The sequence below is a fragment of the Xanthomonas sp. NCPPB 1132 genome, assembly GCF_056629235.1.
Window position 1 is genome coordinate 1,706,374 of record NZ_CM152819.1, and the last position, 17,114, is coordinate 1,723,487.

The window sequence follows — 17,114 nt, forward strand, 5'->3', positions numbered from 1 at the left end:
GCTTCAGCCGCGACCGGGCGTTGCGGGGAAGGCCCGGTCGCGGCTGAAGCCGCTCCTACGAGACGCGAGGATCAGCTAAAGGATGGCGGTAGGTCGTCCTTGCCCGCACCGAACGCGGTGTTGGGCTTCGGCCCCATCTCCAGTTCCAGCGTGCCGCCGGCGGCGAGGTCGGCATGGCGCAGCCAGCTGCGGGTGTAGGGCTTGCCGTTCCAGCGTGCGCTCTGGATGTAGACGTTGGTCGCGCTGTTGCCGTGGGCGACGATGCGCAGGGTGCGGCCGTTGCCCACGTCCAGTTCGGCGCGCTTGAACAGCGGGCTGCCCAGCACGTAGTTGGCGCTGACCGGGTCCACCGCATACAGGCCCAGTGCGCTGAGCACGAACCAGGCGCTCATCTGCCCGCAGTCCTCATTGCCGGACAGGCCGTTGCGCGCGTCGTGATACTGCTCGCGCAGCAGGCGCCGCACCATCGCCTGGGTCTTGTACGGCTGCCCGGCGTAGGCATAGAGATAGGCGACGTGGTGGCTGGGTTCGTTGCCGTGCGCGTACTGGCCGACCATGCCGTCGATGTCCGGCGGCGCGTCCGCCGGCAGTTCGGAGCTGGTGGTGAACAGTTCGTCGAGCTTGGCGACGAAGTGGTCGCGGCCGCCGAACAGGTCCATGTAGCCGTACAGGTCGTGCTGGTTGAGGAAGGTGGCCTGCCAGGCGTTGGACTCGGTGAAGTCGCGCCACTGCGTGCTGTGGCCCATCGCGCGCGGGTCGAACGGGGTGGCCCACTGGCCGTTGCTCAGGCGCGGCTGCACGAAGCGGCTTTCGCGGTTGAACACATTGCGGTACTGCCGCGAGCGTTCGCGCAGGTGCTTGGCATCGTCGTCGGCGCCGACTGCCTGCGCCAGGTGCGCCACCGCCCAGTCGTCGTAGGCGAATTCCAGGGTGCGGCTGACCGATTCGTCGACCTTGTCGCAGGGGATGTAGCCCATCTGCCGGTACAGCGCCAGGCCGTGCACGTCGTCGTCCATCGCGCGCTTGCGCCAGGCCGGGTAGGCGGCTTTCCAGTCGATGCCGGTGAAGCCCTTGGCATGCGCCTCGGCCAGCACCACGGCGGAGTGGTAGCCGATCATGCAGTCGGTCTCCACGCCCTGCAGCGGCCAGATGGCGACGCCTTGCGGCGATTCGTGGGCGCCGCGCACCAGGCACTGCACCAGGTCGGGCACGCGCTCGGGCTGCACCAGGGTCAGCAAGGGATGCAGGGCGCGGTAGGTGTCCCACAGCGAGTAGGTGCTGTAGTTGTGGTAGCCGGCCGGCGCCTGGTGCACCTGCAGGTCCATGCCGCGGTAGCGGCCGTCGGTGTCGCTGAACAGGGTCGGCGCGATCAGGCTGTGGTACAGCGCGGTGTAGAAGATGCGGCGCTGCGCCTCGTCGTCGCTGTCTATGCGTACCCGCCCCAGTTCCTTCTCCCACTCGGCCACGGCGGCGGCGTGCACGCGGGCGAAGTCGAAGTCGGGCAGTTCCGCGTCGAGGTTGGCCAGGGCGTTCTCCGCACTGACTGCGGAGAGGCCGATCTTGACCAGCAGCGGCGCATCGGCCGCATCCGGGTAGTGCAGGGCCAGCTTCAGCCGGTTGCCGTCGGCGCTGCGCGCGCTCGCGGCCAGCGGCTGGTCGTCGGCATACAGCTGCGCGCTGGCGAACGGCCGCGACAGGCGCATGGCGAAGTAGATGTAGCGGCCCTTGGCCCACTGGTAGACGCGGCGGCCGCCGGTGACGGTCTGCGCGTCGACCAGGCGCAGGCTGGCGTCCTCGACGCGGGTGGGGATCTCCGGCTTGTCCTGCATGCCGTGGCACAGGTCCAGCAGCAGGTGTGCCGGCTTGCCCTTGGCGAAGTGGTAGCGATGCAGGCCCGCGCGTGCGGTGGCGGTGAGCTCGGCATGCACGCCGCTGTCCTTCAGACGGACGCGGTAGTAGCCGGGCGAGGCGGCTTCGTCGGCGTGGTCGAAGCGCGAGCGGTAGCCGGTCTCGGGATGCTCGCGCGTGCCGGGCTGCAGCTTCACCGGGCCGGTGGCCGGCACCACCAGGAAGTCGAGCATGTCGCCGACGCCGGTGCCGGACAGGTGGGTGTGCGAGAAGCCCATGATCGAGCTGTCGTCGGCGTGGTAGCCGGAGCAGGCGTCCCAGTCGGCGTTGTAGGTGTCCGGGCTCAGCTGCACCATGCCGAACGGCAGCGTGGCGCCGGGGAAGGTGTGGCCGTGGCCGCCGGTGCCGATGAACACGTCGACGTTGCGGATGAGCTCGGCCTTGGCGCGCGCGTCGGCCGGCAGCGCGTAGCTGCCGGCGCGTGCCTGCGCCAGGCGCGCGATGCCGCTGCTGCCGAACAGGGCCAGGGCGATGGCGCCCTGCAGGAAACCGCGTCGTGTAGCCATGGTGCTGTCCTCGGGGTGTGCGGCGGTGCGGTGGGGGTTTGGTTTTTTGTAGGAGCGGCTTCAGCCGCGATGGGCGTTACCGGGAACGCCCGGTCGCGGCTGAAGCCGCTCCTACGACAGCAGGTGCGGCTTGCGCTGATGCAGGTCGATGATCAGCTCGCCGAACAAGGTGTTGGCCCAGGCGAACCAGTCGCGGGTGAAGGTGCTCGGGTTGTCCTTGTCGAAGGCTTCGTGCATGAAGCCGCTGCCGGCGTCGGTGGTCTTGAGCCACTGCAGGCACTGGCGGATCTGCGCGTCGTCGTCGCTGGCCAGGGCGTACTGCATCAGCGACATCGGCCAGATCGTGCCCAGGCCGCTGTGCGGGCTGCCCACGCCCTCGGCGGCGCGGCCGCGATAGAAGTACGGGTTGCGCTCGCTCCAGGCCAGTTGCCGGGTGCGCAGGAACACGGGATCGCGGCGATCGCAGCAGCCCAGGTAGGCCAGGCTCAGCAGGCCGGGCGCGTTGGCGTCGTCGATGAACAACTGGTTGCCGTAGCCGTCCACCTCGTAGGCCCAGAACGGCTGGCCGTCGGCATCGCGCATCTGCCCGAACTGACGGGTGGCGGTCTCGACCTGGTCGGCCAGGGCGCGGCATTCGCCGGCGAAGGCGGTGTCGTGATGCAGCGCCTCGCTCATCGCCGCCAGTTGCCGCAGCGAGGTCACCGCGAACAGGTTGGCGGGGACGAACAGCGGGTACAGGCAGGCGTCGTCGGACGGGCGGAACATCGAGTGGATCATGCCGTTGGGCCGGGTCGGCTGCCCGTAGCCGTCCAGCACCAGGGTCTCGGTGGCCAGCGGCGAGGGTCGCTGGAAACTGTACGGGCCGCGGCCGTGCAGGCGCTGCTGCTCGCGGAAGGTGCGTACCACCACGTGCATGGCCTCGCGCCAGTCGTCGTCGAACGGCGCGGCATCGCCGCTGGCGCGCCAGTACTCGTGCGCCAGGCGGATCGGGTAGCACAGCGAATCCACTTCCCATTTGCGCTCGCCGACGCCGGGCTTCATCTCGGTGATGTCGGCCACCGACCACTTCAGGCGCTGGCTGGTGCCGTCGGGCAGGAACGCGTTGGCGTAGGGATCCAGGCGGATGCAGGCGGCCTGGCGCTGGATCAGCCCATGGAACATGCGCCGCAGCGCCGGGTCGCGCTTGGCCAGCGGCACGTAGGGATGCACCTGCGCGGAGGAGTCGCGCAGCCACATCGCCTCGATGTCGCCGGTGATGACGAAGGTGTCCGGCTTGCCGTTGCGGGTGCCGGTTTCGACGGTGGTGTCGAGGGTGTTGGGGTAGCAGTTCTCGAACAGCCAGGCCAGGCGCGGATCGGCGATGCCGGCCTTGACCGTGCGCAACTGGCGCTCGACCGCGGCGCTGACGAAGCGGCGCTTGCCCGGCGGCGGCCGCTTGCTGGGCAGCGCGGTGGAGGCCGAGGCCGCGGCGGCGGCCGGCAGCGCCCCGCTCAGCAGCGCGGCGCCGGCGCTGGCGCCGAGGAAGTGGAGGATGTCGCGGCGGGTGGGCATGGCCTGGAACGCTCCGTGGAATCGACGAACGCTCCCGGCGCGGGCCGGCACCGGGGAGGTGCCGGCCGCGGCCGGGAGGGCAGGTTGATGGTACCTATGACGGACCAATTTGCGACGACCTTACAATGTGTGGCCGTCCGATGCATCCTGCGACTGCACAACCGGCCCGCTCACGGATGGTGATGCGCGCCGTGCCAGTGCATCGGTCCCGAGCACACGCACTCGCCGTCGTCGTCGCCGTTGCCGGCATGGCCGAACAATGCCTCCAGCAGCCGCCGCGACGGGCTCCACTCGCCGATGGCAGGGTGGATCAGCATCGCCTTGCACGCGTCCAGGTGGCTGCCGCTGAGCGCGGCGTCGATGGCGGCGTGCTCGTAGGCCTTGACCGTGCGCACCAGGCCCTGGATCGCCTCGGGCATGGGCCGCGCCGGCAGCGGGGTGATGCGGTCGCGCTCGATGGTGGAGGAGATCTCGACGATGTCGTCGTCGGCCAGTTCCGGCATGCAGCCCTGGTTGCGCACGTTGACCACGTGCCGCCCGGGGAGCGCGCCGGTCAGCGCGCTCATCACGTCCACGGCGATGCGGTGGTAGCCGGTGCTGGCGCGGAACGGGTCCGGCTGCGGCGCGAGGTCGTCGGCGAAGGCCGAGCCGGCCTCGGCCTCCAGCCGCATGTACGAGCCGGAGCGCTGCTGCAGGTAGGCGGCGTAGGTCTGTACCGCGCCGCTGCCGTCGCCGGCGTTGAGGCGGCTGCGCAGGTCGGCGATCAGGGTGTGGTTGAGCCGTTCGATCTCGCTGCCGCGGCTGGCGCCGCTGGCGCGCTGGTTCTCCAGGGCGCGACTGCGCTCGTAGTAGAAGTACAGGTACTCGGTGGGGATCAGCCGCAGCGTGCGCAGCATGTCGAAGTCGAACAGCGGCGCCAGGTACAGCTGGCGCAGGATCGCGTCGTCGGCCAGGATGCGGTCGAGCACGTCCTCGCCGCGCACGCGCACCGCGCGGATCCAGCCCAGGTGGTTGAGGCCGACGTACTCGCAGTCCACGTCCGCCGGCGGCTCGCCGAGCGCGCGGGCGATGTTGTGGAACAGCTCCACCGGCGTGTCGCAGATGCCGACCACGCGCGCGCGGGTGTGGCGGCTGATGGCCTGGGTGATCAGCCCGGCCGGGTTGGTGAAGCTGACCAGCCAGGCATCGGGGCTGAGCCGCTCCACCATCCGCGCCTGCTCGATCGCCACCGGTACCGTGCGCAGCGCCTTGGCGACGCCGCCGGGGCCGGTGGTCTCCTGCCCGGCGTAGCCGTGGCGGATGATGGTGTGCTCGTCGGTGGCGCGCTGATGGATGCCGCCGATGCGGATGCTGTTGAGCACGAAGTGCGCGCCGTCGATCGCCGCTTCCGCCGAACTGGCCGCGTTGACCTGCAGGTCGCCGCCGAACTCGGCGACCACCGCGCGGCCCAGCGCGACCATCAGCGCCAGCCGCTCCTGGTCGGGATCGTAGAGCACGATCTCGCGCGCGCCGAGCGCTTCGGCGGCGTCGTTGACGCCGTACACCACCAGCGGCGCGCGCACGCCGCCGCCGCCGATCAGGGCGAGCTTACGGTTGGGAAAGGAACTGCTCATGGAGACTCCTGAGACGTGGGGGATCGGGAAGGCCGTCGAGCGCGCCGAGCGCGGTGCAGCAGGCGGCGCCGCACAGGCAGCCGCGCTGCGCGCAGGCATCGAGGGAAAGGTGGTCCAGCAGCGCGTCGATGAAGCCGGCATCGAAGGCGTCGCCGGCGCCGGTGGTGTCCTGCACGGCGACCGCGGGCGCGGCGACCCGTCGCGCGCCGGCCGCATCCACCACGCAGGCGCCGGCGCCGCCGAGCTTGATCGTGACCTGCGCCAGCCCCAGCGCCTGCGCCCAGGCGTGGCAGGACGCCACGTCATCGCCCGTGCAGCCGGCCAGTGCCGCCTCTTTCTGGTTGGGCAGGAAGTGATCGACCGCGCGGCAGGTGGCGTGGTTGTCCGGATCGGCCAGCCACGCCGGGTTGAAGCCGACGTCCAGCGAGGTGCTGCAGCCGGCCGCGCGCAACGCCGGCAGCAGCGTGCGCGCCAGCGTCGCCGGCAGCGGCAGGGCGAAGTGCACATGGCGCGCGGCGCACATCGCCTGCAGCGCGGCCGCACTGCCCAACAGCGGTTCCAACTCGGCGTTGGCGCCGGGATAGGTGAAGAACGAGCGGTCGTCGTGCAGCGACACGCTGGCGGTGACGCCGGTGCCGGCGGGGTGGTCGACCAGGCCTTCTGTGCCGACGCCGAACGCGCCCAGGCGCTGCGCGAACCAGTCGCGGTCGCCGGCGCCGATCGCGCCGATCAGCGTGACCTTGCGTCCGAGCCGCGCCAGCCCGCAGGCGGTGTTGACGGTGCCGCCACCGAGGTCGCGATGGTAGTGCCGCGCCATCGCTTCCTCGCCCGGCCCGGGCCAGGCGGTGAAGCCGCTGAAGATGTGGTCGAGATAGACCTCGCCGACCACCGCGACGTCGTGGGTTTTCATTGCTGGAAGGGCCATGCTGCCTCGCGTTTGGCCTGGATGAGATAGAGCGCAGTACCCAAGCACAGCGCCAGCACCGCCGCCAGCAACCGCGGCAGCGGGCTGGTGGCCAGCAGCGCCAGCCAGCCGCAGACGCTGATCAGCAGCGGCCACGGATACAGCGGCATGGCGAAGCGGGCGCGGCGCCGCGGCTGCCGCCGCAGCAGCACCACCGCCAGGCATTGCGCCAGGAACTGGAACAGGATCTGGATGATCATCAGCGTGGCGATCAGGTCGTCCAGCGACAGCGGACAGGCCAGCGCCGAGGCGATGCCGACGAACAGCAGCGACACGGTGGGAAAGCGCCCGCGCGGATGCAGCCGCGCGAACACGCCGAAGAACTGGCCGGACGCGGCCGCGGCATACGGCACCCGCGAATAGCCCAGCAGCACCACCAGCGCCGAACCCCAACTGGCGAGCACGATCAGCGCCACCGCCACGGTGCTGCCCACCGGGCCGTAGATGGCCTGCATGAAGTCGGCCACCACCGCCTTGGACTGCGCGGCCTGCTGCCACGGCAGCACGCCGAGCAGGGTCACGTTCAAGCCCAGGTACAGCACCGCCACGATCGGGATCGACCACAGCACCGCGCGCGGAATCGTACGGCGCGGCTTGCGGATCTCGCCGCCGAGCATGCACACGTTGTTGTAGCCGCCGTAGTCGTACACCGCGATCAGCGCCACCGCGCCGAAGCCCAGCCAGAAGCCGTGCGGCGAGGCCGGCCGCGCCTGCAGGAACTCGCGCGCCAGCGCCATGTCGAAATGCAACGCGCCGCTGAGCACGATCCACACGCAGGCGGCGATCACCACCGCACTGACCAGCAGCGACAGCAACTGCACCGAGCGCACCTGCCGGTACAGCAGCGCGGTGTTGAACAGGCACAGCGCCATGGCGATGCCGGTGAGCGCAGTGTGGCTCAGCCCGGGCATCAGGTAGGCCAGGTACTGCGCGCAGCCGACCGCGGCCGCCGCTACCGACAGCGGCGCGGTCAGCAGCGTCTGCCACAGGTACAGGAAGCCGAACAGGCGCCCGGCGCGATCGCGGCCATAGGCCTCGCGCAGGTAGTGGTAGGGCCCGCCCGAGCGCGGGATCGCCGAACCCAGTTCGGCCCACACCAGGCCGTCGCACAGGCACAGCAGCGCGCCGACCACCCAGCCCAGCAGCACCGCCGGCCCGGCCAGCGCCGACAGCGCCAGCGGGATGGTGATGAACGGGCCGATCCCGATCATGTTGAGCAGGTTCGCCGACAGCGCGCTCCAGAAGCCCAGCGTGCGTGGTGGCGCGCCCTGGTCCTCGGCGGAGGACGCGACGGGGGCGGCGAGCGACGTCATGTGCATGCGCGATCCTGCGGGGAGGGAAGGAGAGCGGAGGCCTGCGTGGCAGGCGTGGGGACGAGACCGTCGGCGCAACGCACCAGGCCCGGTTGCAGACGATGCAGATCGAGGATCAGCACCTGGTTGGCACCGGCGCGCAGCCAGGCGCCGGGGCAGTACAGGCATTGCTGCGGGCCGATGTCCCAATAGCGGCCGAGCAGGCGCCCGTTGACCCACAGATAGCCCTTGCGCCAATCGCGCATGTCCAGGTGCACGTCGCCGGGCTGGTCGAGGGTGAATTCTGAGGCGAAGAACAGGCCCGGGCGCTGCGGCGGCGCCTGCAGCGGACGCAGCGACGGCGTCGGGTCTGCGTCCAGCGCCAGCCCGCGCACCTCCCAACCGTGCAGGTCCTGGCCATCGAGACGCACCGGACCGAGCAGCCCCTTGCGATCGCCCAGCGCCGGGCCGAAGTTGATGTGGCCGAAGCTGTCGACCAGCACCTCCAGATCTCGGGTGTCCTGCGCTGCATCGGGCAGGCGCAACTGCAGCGCGCTGTGCAGGCGCGGATGCCGCACCCGCGACACGTGGTCGAGTTCGCGCCCGTCCAGATGCACCACCGCGTAGTCGTGGACCTGTCCCAGGTGCAGTGCCTGGCCCGCGCCGATCCGGCGCCGATACAGCACCAGGCCCTGGTCCTGGCCGAGCAGGCGCTGGTTGTCGATCGGGGTGTCGGTCTGCAGCGCGGGGCCGAGGTTGTCCCACAGCGCGGCCACGGGCCTGGCCTGCACCGCATCGAAGTGCGCGCGGCGTGGTGCTGCTGGTAGTGGCGGCGGTGGCGTGTCGGCTTGCGCGGCGATGATCTTGCGCAGCGCGAAGTACGCCGGCGTGGCACGGCCGGCCTCGTCGATCGGCGCGCCGTAGTCGTAGCTGGTCAGCGCCGGCTGGAACTGCGAGCCGTCGTCCTCGGCATTGGCGCCAGCGCTGAGGCCGAAGTTGGTGCCGCCGTGCACTACGTACAGATTGAACGAATAGCCGGCGGCGGCGATGCGGCGCAGCAGCGGCGCATAGTCGCGGCGCGCGAACTGCGGCTCGCCCCAATGCGTGAGCCAGCCGGGGTAGCCCTCGGACACCCACACCGGCGCCTGCCCAGCGAAGGCGGTGGCCGCCTGCAGATCGTGCAGATCGGGACCATCCAGGCCAAGCGCGGCGCCGGGCAGCATGGCCTGGCGCCGACGCAGATCCTTGAGCCCTTCGGCCAGCGAGAACGGCCCGTCGACCCCATGCGAACGCCACAGCGCGGCCAGTGCCTGCAGATAGCCGACGTCGCTGCCGTGCATCGCGTATTCGTTCTCGATCTGCAGCATCAGCACCGGCCCACCGGCACTGGCCATCAACGGCGCGATGCGTGGCGCGATCGCCCCGATGTAGCGCTCCACCGCCGCCATGTAGCGCGCATCGTGGCGATCGCGCAGACGGATGTTCGCCTCGCGCAGCAGATACGGCGGCAACCCGCCCAGCGTCCACTCCGCGCACACATACGGCCCCGGCCGCAGATACACCCACAGCCCCTCCTGCTGGCACAGCCGGATGAAGCCGACGAAATCGCGCTCGCCGCTGTCCAGATCGAACTGCCCCGGCGCCGTTTCCAGCGCATTCCACATCAGGTACAGCGCGATGGTGTTCAACCCCATCGCCTTGGCCATGCGAATCCGATGCAACCAATCCGCCTTCGCGATCCGCAGCGGATGCAGTTCCCCGCTGCGGATCTGCCATGGTTGCCCGTCAAGCGTGAAGCGGCCCTGGGCGAAGCCGAATGCGTGCGGCCGCCCGTCCGGCACCGGCGCTGATGCCGGCGCCGCCGCGCGCAGCATCGGCATCGCCGCCAAGCCCAATGGCGCGAGCAACCCGAACCTGCAGAAGGTGCGGCGTTTCATTGCGCGCTCCAGGATGTTTGGCGGCGCTCAGTGGCGACCGAAGTCCCGAAGGAAGGAGAGGAGTGTTGGATGCAGGAAACAAAGTCGGGCGTCGTGACACCAACTGCATCGACGGTGTCGATCCACGAATTAACCTCGTATTGCTGATGCTGATGCTGATCTTGCTGTTGCTGTTGCTGTTGCTCTTCAGCTTTTGCTCTTCCCGGGTCCCCTCCGCAGCGGCGGAGCTGGCGGGTAAAACCCCCCGCAGGGGGGCGGCGCACAAGGATGTGCGCCGTTTTCGGCCGGGGCAGGGCTCGCCGGGAAAAGGCGAAGCACTGCTTCGCCCCGGCGGGCGGGCTGGCGCCGTGAGGCGACTGCCCCGGACTTGGCTGCGAAGCAGACAAGCCCCGTCCGAAAATCCCGCTAGCGGAGCGGACCCGCGCAGCGGGCGCTGAGTCGGGGTGTGCTTGATCAGCCATTCGGCTGCTGTAAAGCGGCTTCTTTTGGTTACTTTTCTTTGCACAAGCAAAGAAAAGTGACTCGCCGCCAGGCGAAAGCTTTTGCTTTTGCCTTCCAACATTCCCAGTAAAGCCCGTCGGGACTGAAGTCCCTCCCACAAGAGCGATGGTCCAGGCTTTGTCGGTGGAGCCCGTCGCGGCTGAAGCCGCTCCTACGACAAGCGGGGTGCGCGCTGCGCGAGCGGGCTGCCGATGCAGCCTGGTCCAGGCCGCATCGGTAACGCCCGTCGGGACTGAAGTCCCTCCCACAAGAGCGATGGTCCAGGCTTTGTCGGTGGAGCCTGTCGCGGCTGAAGCCGCTCCTACGACAAGCGGGGTGCGCGCTGCGCGAGCGGGCTGCCGATGCGGCCTGATCCAGGCCGCATCGGTAAAGCTCGTCGGGACTGAAGTCCCTCCCACAAAAAGCGTGGCCAAGGCGAAGTCGATAAGGCCCGTCGGGACTGAAGAAGCCCCCGCAGAGACCCTGGCACCGCTCCGCGATGGCATCCCAGTGCGCACGCCGCCGCGCCCTAGAACGCGTACTTGACGGTCAACAGCGTCATCATGCCGGCATCCACGATGTCCGACACCGCCAGATTGTGCCGGCCCACATGCCCCCAGTAACTGTATTCCTTGGTGAGATTGGAGATCGACAGATCCACATTCACCCCATTGTCGAACCGATAGCCCGCATGCAGATCCACCCGCCGCGTCGGCCGCGCCCACAGATCGTCCCACGGCGCGTTCTGGTGCAGGAAATCGTAGTTCAGCAGATACGAACTGCTGAAGTGATAGCTCAGGTTCACCGAGAACTTCGAACGCTCGTAGAACAACTCCAGATTGGCCATCGCATTCGGCGCCGACTGCATCTGTTCGTCTTCGAAGCCGACCATGCCCAGATCCGCGTGCGCATGCTGGCGCGTGGCATTGGCGCTGACGCCCAGCCCGTCGAACGGCGCCGGCAGATCCTGGAAGCGCTGCCGCGCGCTGACTTCCACGCCGTAGACGCGGCCGTCGCCGCCATTGGTCGGCATCTGGTAGAACACCGTGCCGCTGCCGCTGGTGCCCGAATTGGCCTGGCCGGAACCGGCGTCGTAGATGTAGTGGTGCAGGCGCTTGTAGAAGCCGGCCACCGAGAAGAACCCGCCGTGGTCGGTTGCCCACTCGCCGGACAGATCCAGGTTGGTCGAGGTGATCGCCTTCAGGTCGGGGTTGCCCTGGGTGATGGTGGTGATGCCGTTGGAGATGTTGATCTGGGTGCCGCCGCCCAACTGCACGAACGCCGGACGCGTATAGCTGGTCCACAGCGCGGCGCGATAGGTGGTGGCGCTGTCCGGGCGCCAGGTCAGGAACACGCTCGGCAGCGGCTGGTCGTAGTGCGTGCTGTTGGCGGCGAAGTAGCCGACCTGCTGGTTGCCGTCGCTGTCGGTGGGCGTGGTCCAGAAGGTGTTGTGGATGCTGGTGTGCTCGAAGCGCACGCCCGGCACCACTTCCAGGCTGCCGAAGGAGAAGGTCGCCATCGCGTAGGCGGCGCTGACCGCCTCGGTGCCGCGCATCGTGTTGCAGTTGTAGTTGTTGACGTAGAACGCGCTGCCGCAGGTGTCGAGGTCGTCGTCGGTGAGGTGGTTGGCGATGACCTGCGCCACGGCGCCTTCGCTGACCCGCGGCGTGGCCCAGTGGTACTTGCCGGGGAAGATCGCCGCGTAGCCGCCGTTGAAGATGCCCAGGTCGCCCAGGGTGCTGGTGTCGGGCACCGGGCCGGTCCACCAGTCGCGGTTGCTGTAGTGGCGGCTGCTCTTGCTGTACTTCACGCCGAACTGCAGCGCGGTCAGCGCACCGTCGGCGAAGTCGTAGCGTGCGTCGAACTTGGCGCCGCCCTTCTTCTGCCCGGAGTAGATCTTGGTCGATTCGCCGTAGCTGCTGGCGTACAGCGAGGGGATGTTGTTGACCTGCGCCAGCAGCGCCGGGGTCAGCTGCGGATAGGGGAAGGCGCCGCTGCCGTATTGCATCAGGCTGCTGCCGGAGTAGGCGAAGTTGGCCTGGCTGAACTTGTCCTCGCGTCCGTCGATCTCGATGTGGTCGGGGCGGTCGTTGTCGCCGAAGCTGTAGAACAGGTTCGGCGACAGCGTCCAGTTGCCGACGGTCTTGCGCGCGCCCACCTGGAAGGTGGCCAGGTCGGCGATTTCCGGGTTGGTCTCGTACCAAAAGCGCGCGGCGATGCGGTTGATGTTGGGCGAATACACGCCCGGCGTGGCGGTCGGTACGAAGCTGACGTCCTGCGGCAGCAACTGCACGAAGGTGGTGCCCTGGTCGGTCTTGGCGTAGGCGTAGGTGGCGCGCGCGTACAGCGACAGGGTCTCGTCCACGTTCCAGTCGAAGGCGGCATTGCCGCCGTAGCGGCGCTCCCAGCCGGCGACCACGCCGACGTTCATGCCGGTGCTGGTCAGGTTGTCCTGCGGCGCGTAGCCGGCGGCGTTGCTGCCGTCGGCGTTGGCGTGCAGGAATTTCCAGGAGCCGTCGTTGAGCGCGCTGGTGGCCGCGGCCACCTCGCTGTTGGTCGAGGTGCGGTAGTCGTAGTAGGCGCTGGCGTAGAAGCCGAATTGCTGCTCGTCGCCGAACTTGTGCTGGAACTCGCCGGCCAGGCCGCCGCCGAGGCCGTCGCCGCCGTAGTCGCGGGCGCGGCTCTCGACGCGGCCGCTGACGGTGACGCTGCCGCTGGTGGCGTCCTTGTAGTCGTAGGCGGTGGGCGTGCGGAAATCCAGGGTGCCGCCGATCGCGTCGCCGTCCATGTCGGCGGTGGAGGTCTTGTTGGCGACGATGGTCTGCAGGCCCGAGGGCGGCAGCAGGCTCAACTGCACGCTGCGGCTGTACGGCATGCCCTGGGCGACGGTGACGCCGTCGATCAGGTTGACGTTGTACTCGGAGGGCAGGCCGCGCACCGAGGCGAACATGCCTTCGCCGCGCGCGGCGCCGTCGACACCGCCGAAGTAGCCCGAGCCGCTGTAGGTGATGTTGATGCCGGCGATCAGGCCCAGCGCCTCGGCGACGTTGTGCACGGCGGTGTGCTCAAGGTCGTTGGCCGAGAGCACGTCCACCGTGTTCGAGGAGTTCATCTTCAGCGTGCTGGCGTCGTAGCGGTTGGCCGCCACGCTGATGGTCTGCAACTGCTTGGCCTCGTCCAGCGCGATCGACACCGTGGCGGCGCCGCTGTCGGCGACCTGCACGGTGGTTTCCGGGGCGCTGAAGCCGGGGTAGTCCAGTTGCAGCGCGTACTGCCCGGCCGGCACGTCGGCGATGGCGAAGCGGCCCTGCGCGTCGGTGACGGCGCTGAGTGCGGTGCCGGCGATGGCGACCTTGGCGTGCGCGGCGGGCTTGCCGCTGCTGCGCTCCTTGAGTTCGCCCTGCACGGTGCCGGCCAGCGCAGGTGCGGTGGCGGCGAGGCCGGTGATGGCCAGAATGGCGGCGCACAGCGCCTTGCGCTTGCAATGGGGATGGGTTGCCACGTGACACCTCGCTGATCGTGATCGGGGCGGGCACGCGCCGAAGGCGACGCGCCGCTGCGTTCCTGGATGGCAGACACGGTGGACGGAAGGCGCGCGCGCTCGAACCACACGCCGGACGGCGTGCGAACAGGACAGAGCGAGCGGCGACCGACGCGAGGCGTCTGCCGGCTGGGCGGACCGTTAGATGGTGATCAGTGGCGTGGCGGCGAGTAGCCAGCGATGCACTTGGAGCGCGAACGCAGCGCGCTCAGCTTGTAGCGACGGGTCATGCGCAGCGGCTCCCGTGCGTGCCCGCGCGGAACGCGGACGACAGGCAGGGCGCCGGAACTCCGGCGAGGCATCGATCCTGGCTGCGACGACTGCATGACATGGCACATCACCCCTGGAACTGCCCTGGAAAACGCCGCAAGTGCTGCGGCGTTCGGCGCGTCTGGCATCGTCGGCGCGTGGCACCGACGTTTTATCGATACCTCTGTCCCGGAAGACTGTCAATAGGTCGTGAAAAATAAATGAGCAGGGCGCTGAAACGCAGGGAGCTGGAGCCCGGCGGTGGGAGCGCGCCGGGCCGTTACGCTGCACCGCCGCATGCGCTGGCGCATTTTGTAGACAGGGGCTGCGGGCGGCGGCCCCCGTCGCTCACTTCGGCAGGGCCATGCGGCCGCTGATCGAGAACGCGGCGTCCTCGCCGGGCGCGCCGGTGCCGGGCTGGCCGCCGCCGACGAACAGGCGGTAGTCGCCGGCCTCGACCGCGCGCTGGCCGCTGCGGTCGACGTCGCTGAGCTGGCGCGCATCCAATGCGAAGCTCAGCGTGCGCGCCTCGCCCGGTTGCAGGTGCACGCGCTGGAAGCCGACCATGCTGCGCAGCGGCGACTGCGCACGCTGCGGGTACTGCAGGTAGACCTGCACCACCTCGTCGCCGGCGCGCGCGCCGGTGTTGCGCACGGTGGTGCTCACCTGCAGCGGCTGGCCGGCCTGCAGCGTCGCGGCCGACAGCTGTGGTGCGTCGTAGGCGAACTGGGTGTAGCTCAGCCCGTAGCCGAACGGGAACAGCGGCTCGCCCTTGAAGTAGCGGTAGGTGCGGCCCTTCATGTCGTAGCTGACGTAGGGCGGCAGGTCCTTGGTCGAGCGGTAGAAGGTCACCGGCAGGCGGCCGCCGGGATTGATGTCGCCGGCCAGCGCCTGGGCGATGGCAGTGCCGCCGGACTGGCCCGGATACCACGCGGCGATGATCGCGTCGGCATGCTGCTTGGCCCAGTTCAAGGCCACCGCGCTGCCGCTCATCAGCACCACGACCAGCGGCTTGCCGCTGGCCTTGGCCCGTTCCAGCAAGGCCTGCTGCGCCGCCGGCAGGGCCAGGTCGTTGCGGTCGCCGCCGTCGAAGCCGGGCACGTCGATGCGCAGTTCCTCGCCTTCCACGTCCGGCGACAGGCCGACAAAGGCCACCACCGCGTCCGCCTGCGCCACCGCACGGTCGGCCTCGGCCAACTGCAGCGCCGGCGGCGCCAGCCACTCCAGGCGCAGGCCCTGGTCCTGGCCGCGGTGCTCCAGCTCCAGGCGGATGCGGCGCGGCCGCGCGTCGTCGAAATGCAGCACCGCCTCGACGTTGCGGCCGTCGGCGTTGTGCATGCCGGCCGGCAGGTGCTTGTCCTCGGCGTTGCCGGCGATCACCAACTGGTCGTCGACGTACAGGCGCACGGGGTCGTGGCCGGCGCAGTCGAAGCAGCGCGCCACCCGCACCGCCAGGGTGTAGTCGCCGGGGCCGGGCGGCAGCAGTTCGCCGCTCCAGCGCACCGAGTAGCGGTCCTTGTCCACGCCCTTGGCCGGGGCCACGTGGTCCCAGTTGAAGCCGACCACGCGGTCCTGGCGCTGCACGCGCGGCGTGCCGGCCAGGTCCAGGTTGTCGAAGTACTCGCCGCGCAGCCCGGGCTTGCCATCGCTGCGCAGCGCGGTCTCGGGGATCATGCCGGGCACGCCGGCGGCCAGCGGCGCGCCCTGCGCATAGGCGACCTGGGTGGCGCCGAAGCGCGTGCGCAGGCCCAGCAGCGGCGTCACCGGTTGCACCGAGGTGCCCTGGTAGTTGGCTTCCAGCGCGGCAAGCGCATCGGCGTTGGGGCCGAGTACGGCCAGGCGCAGGCCCGGGCGCAGCGGCAGGGTGGCGTTGGCGTTCTTCAGCAGCACCAGCGATTGCTGCGCGGCCTGCAGCGCCAGCGCGCGGTGCGCGGCGCTGTCGATGTCCCTGGCGCCCAGCCGTGCGTACGGATCGTTGCGCCGCGGCTGTAGTTCGCCGAGCCGGTAGCGCGCGGCGAACAGGCGCACCAGCGAGCGGTCGAGCAAGGCTTCGTCGGCTTCGCCGCGGTCGAAGGCGATGCCGAGGTCGCGGTAGGCGGTGCCGCAGTTCAGATCGTGCCCGGCCTTGAGCGCGGCCGCGGACGAGCCGGCATTGTCGGGGCGGTAGTAGTGGAACTGGGTCATGTCGTCGATCGCATCGCAATCGGACACGACGAACCCCTTGAAGCCCCAGTCGCCGCGCACGCGGCCGTCGATCAGCCAGTCGGCGGCGCAGGCGGGTGTGCCGTGCAGCGAGTTATACGCGCACATCACCGAGCCGGCCTGGCCGTCGACGATGGCGGCGCGAAAGGCGGGCGAGTAGGTCGCCTCGAAATCGTGCGGCGACACGTCCACGTCGAAGCCGTGGCGGCCTGGTTCCGGCCCGCTGTGCACGGCCAGGTGCTTGGGCGTGGCGATGGTGCGCGGATGCGCCGGATCGTCGCCCTGCAGGCCGTGGATGAAGCCGACCGCGAGCCGTCCGGTGAGGTAGGGATCCTCGCCGTAGGTCTCCATGCCGCGGCCCCAGCGCGGGTCGCGGAAGATGTTGATGTTGGGCGACCAGATGGTCAGCCCGGCGTAGCGCGGATGATCCTTGCCGGGCCCGCCGGCGAGGTTGAACTTGGCCCGCGCCTCGGTGGAGGTGACGGTGCCGACGTCGTGCAGCAACTCGGCGTTCCAGGTCGCGGCCAGGCCGATCGCCTGCGGGAACACCGTGGCCTCGCCGTTGCGGGCGATGCCGTGCAGGCCCTCGCTCCACCATTCGTAGGCGGGTACGCCCAGGCGCGGGATCGCCGGCGCAGCGTTCATCGCCTGCGCGATCTTCTCGGCGCGGGTCATCTTCGCCACCAGCGCGGCGGCGCGGTCTTCTGCGTCGTCGGCATGGGCGAGCGGGGCGGCGAGCAGGCCGATCGCGCACAGCGCCAGGTAGATGCGCCTTTGTGGGAGGGACTTTAGTCCCGACGCTTTACCGGTAACGCCCCGTCGGGACTGAAGTCCCTCCCACAAGGTGACGCCCGCCCGCGACATCGGCATG

The 17,114-nt window shown here is 69.7% G+C and carries 8 protein-coding genes; all 8 read right to left on the reverse strand.

What is annotated here, in order from left to right; translation table 11 throughout:
• Positions 1-71: 71 nt before the first annotated feature.
• The 8 genes from AC1G9L_RS07230 to AC1G9L_RS07265 all read right to left on the reverse strand — a co-directional run bounded on the left by AC1G9L_RS07230 (position 72) and on the right by AC1G9L_RS07265 (position 16,918).
• Entirely contained in the window at positions 72-2,414 is a 2,343-nt protein-coding gene (locus AC1G9L_RS07230) for a GH92 family glycosyl hydrolase (protein ID WP_481070579.1), read from the reverse strand.
• 111 nt (positions 2,415-2,525) lie between these two features.
• Positions 2,526-3,965: a glycoside hydrolase family 125 protein gene (locus AC1G9L_RS07235; RefSeq protein ID WP_481070580.1), complete on the reverse strand. Its 1,440-nt coding sequence runs from the start codon at positions 3,963-3,965 to the stop codon at positions 2,526-2,528.
• A 170-nt stretch (positions 3,966-4,135) separates the two neighbouring features.
• Positions 4,136-5,578, reverse strand: coding sequence for a family 4 glycosyl hydrolase (locus AC1G9L_RS07240; RefSeq protein ID WP_019802112.1), 1,443 nt, complete (start codon positions 5,576-5,578; stop codon positions 4,136-4,138).
• Entirely contained in the window at positions 5,553-6,488 is a 936-nt protein-coding gene (locus AC1G9L_RS07245) for a carbohydrate kinase family protein (RefSeq protein WP_481070581.1), read from the reverse strand. Before AC1G9L_RS07245 ends, AC1G9L_RS07240 begins: the two co-directional genes overlap by 26 nt.
• Complete coding sequence (locus AC1G9L_RS07250; RefSeq protein WP_019801088.1) at positions 6,485-7,855, reverse strand: amino acid permease; 1,371 nt, start codon at positions 7,853-7,855, stop codon at positions 6,485-6,487. Before AC1G9L_RS07250 ends, AC1G9L_RS07245 begins: the two co-directional genes overlap by 4 nt.
• Positions 7,852-9,771, reverse strand: a complete 1,920-nt coding sequence (locus AC1G9L_RS07255; protein ID WP_481070582.1) for a beta-galactosidase — start codon at positions 9,769-9,771, stop codon at positions 7,852-7,854. The genes AC1G9L_RS07250 and AC1G9L_RS07255 overlap by 4 nt, the downstream gene beginning before the upstream one ends.
• 1,009 nt (positions 9,772-10,780) lie before the next feature.
• Positions 10,781-13,753, reverse strand: coding sequence for a TonB-dependent receptor (locus tag AC1G9L_RS07260; protein WP_019801086.1), 2,973 nt, complete (start codon positions 13,751-13,753; stop codon positions 10,781-10,783).
• A gap of 636 nt (positions 13,754-14,389) precedes the next feature.
• Entirely contained in the window at positions 14,390-16,918 is a 2,529-nt protein-coding gene (locus AC1G9L_RS07265; RefSeq protein WP_481070583.1) for a glycoside hydrolase family 3 C-terminal domain-containing protein, read from the reverse strand.
• Between the last annotated feature and the right edge of the window lie 196 nt (positions 16,919-17,114).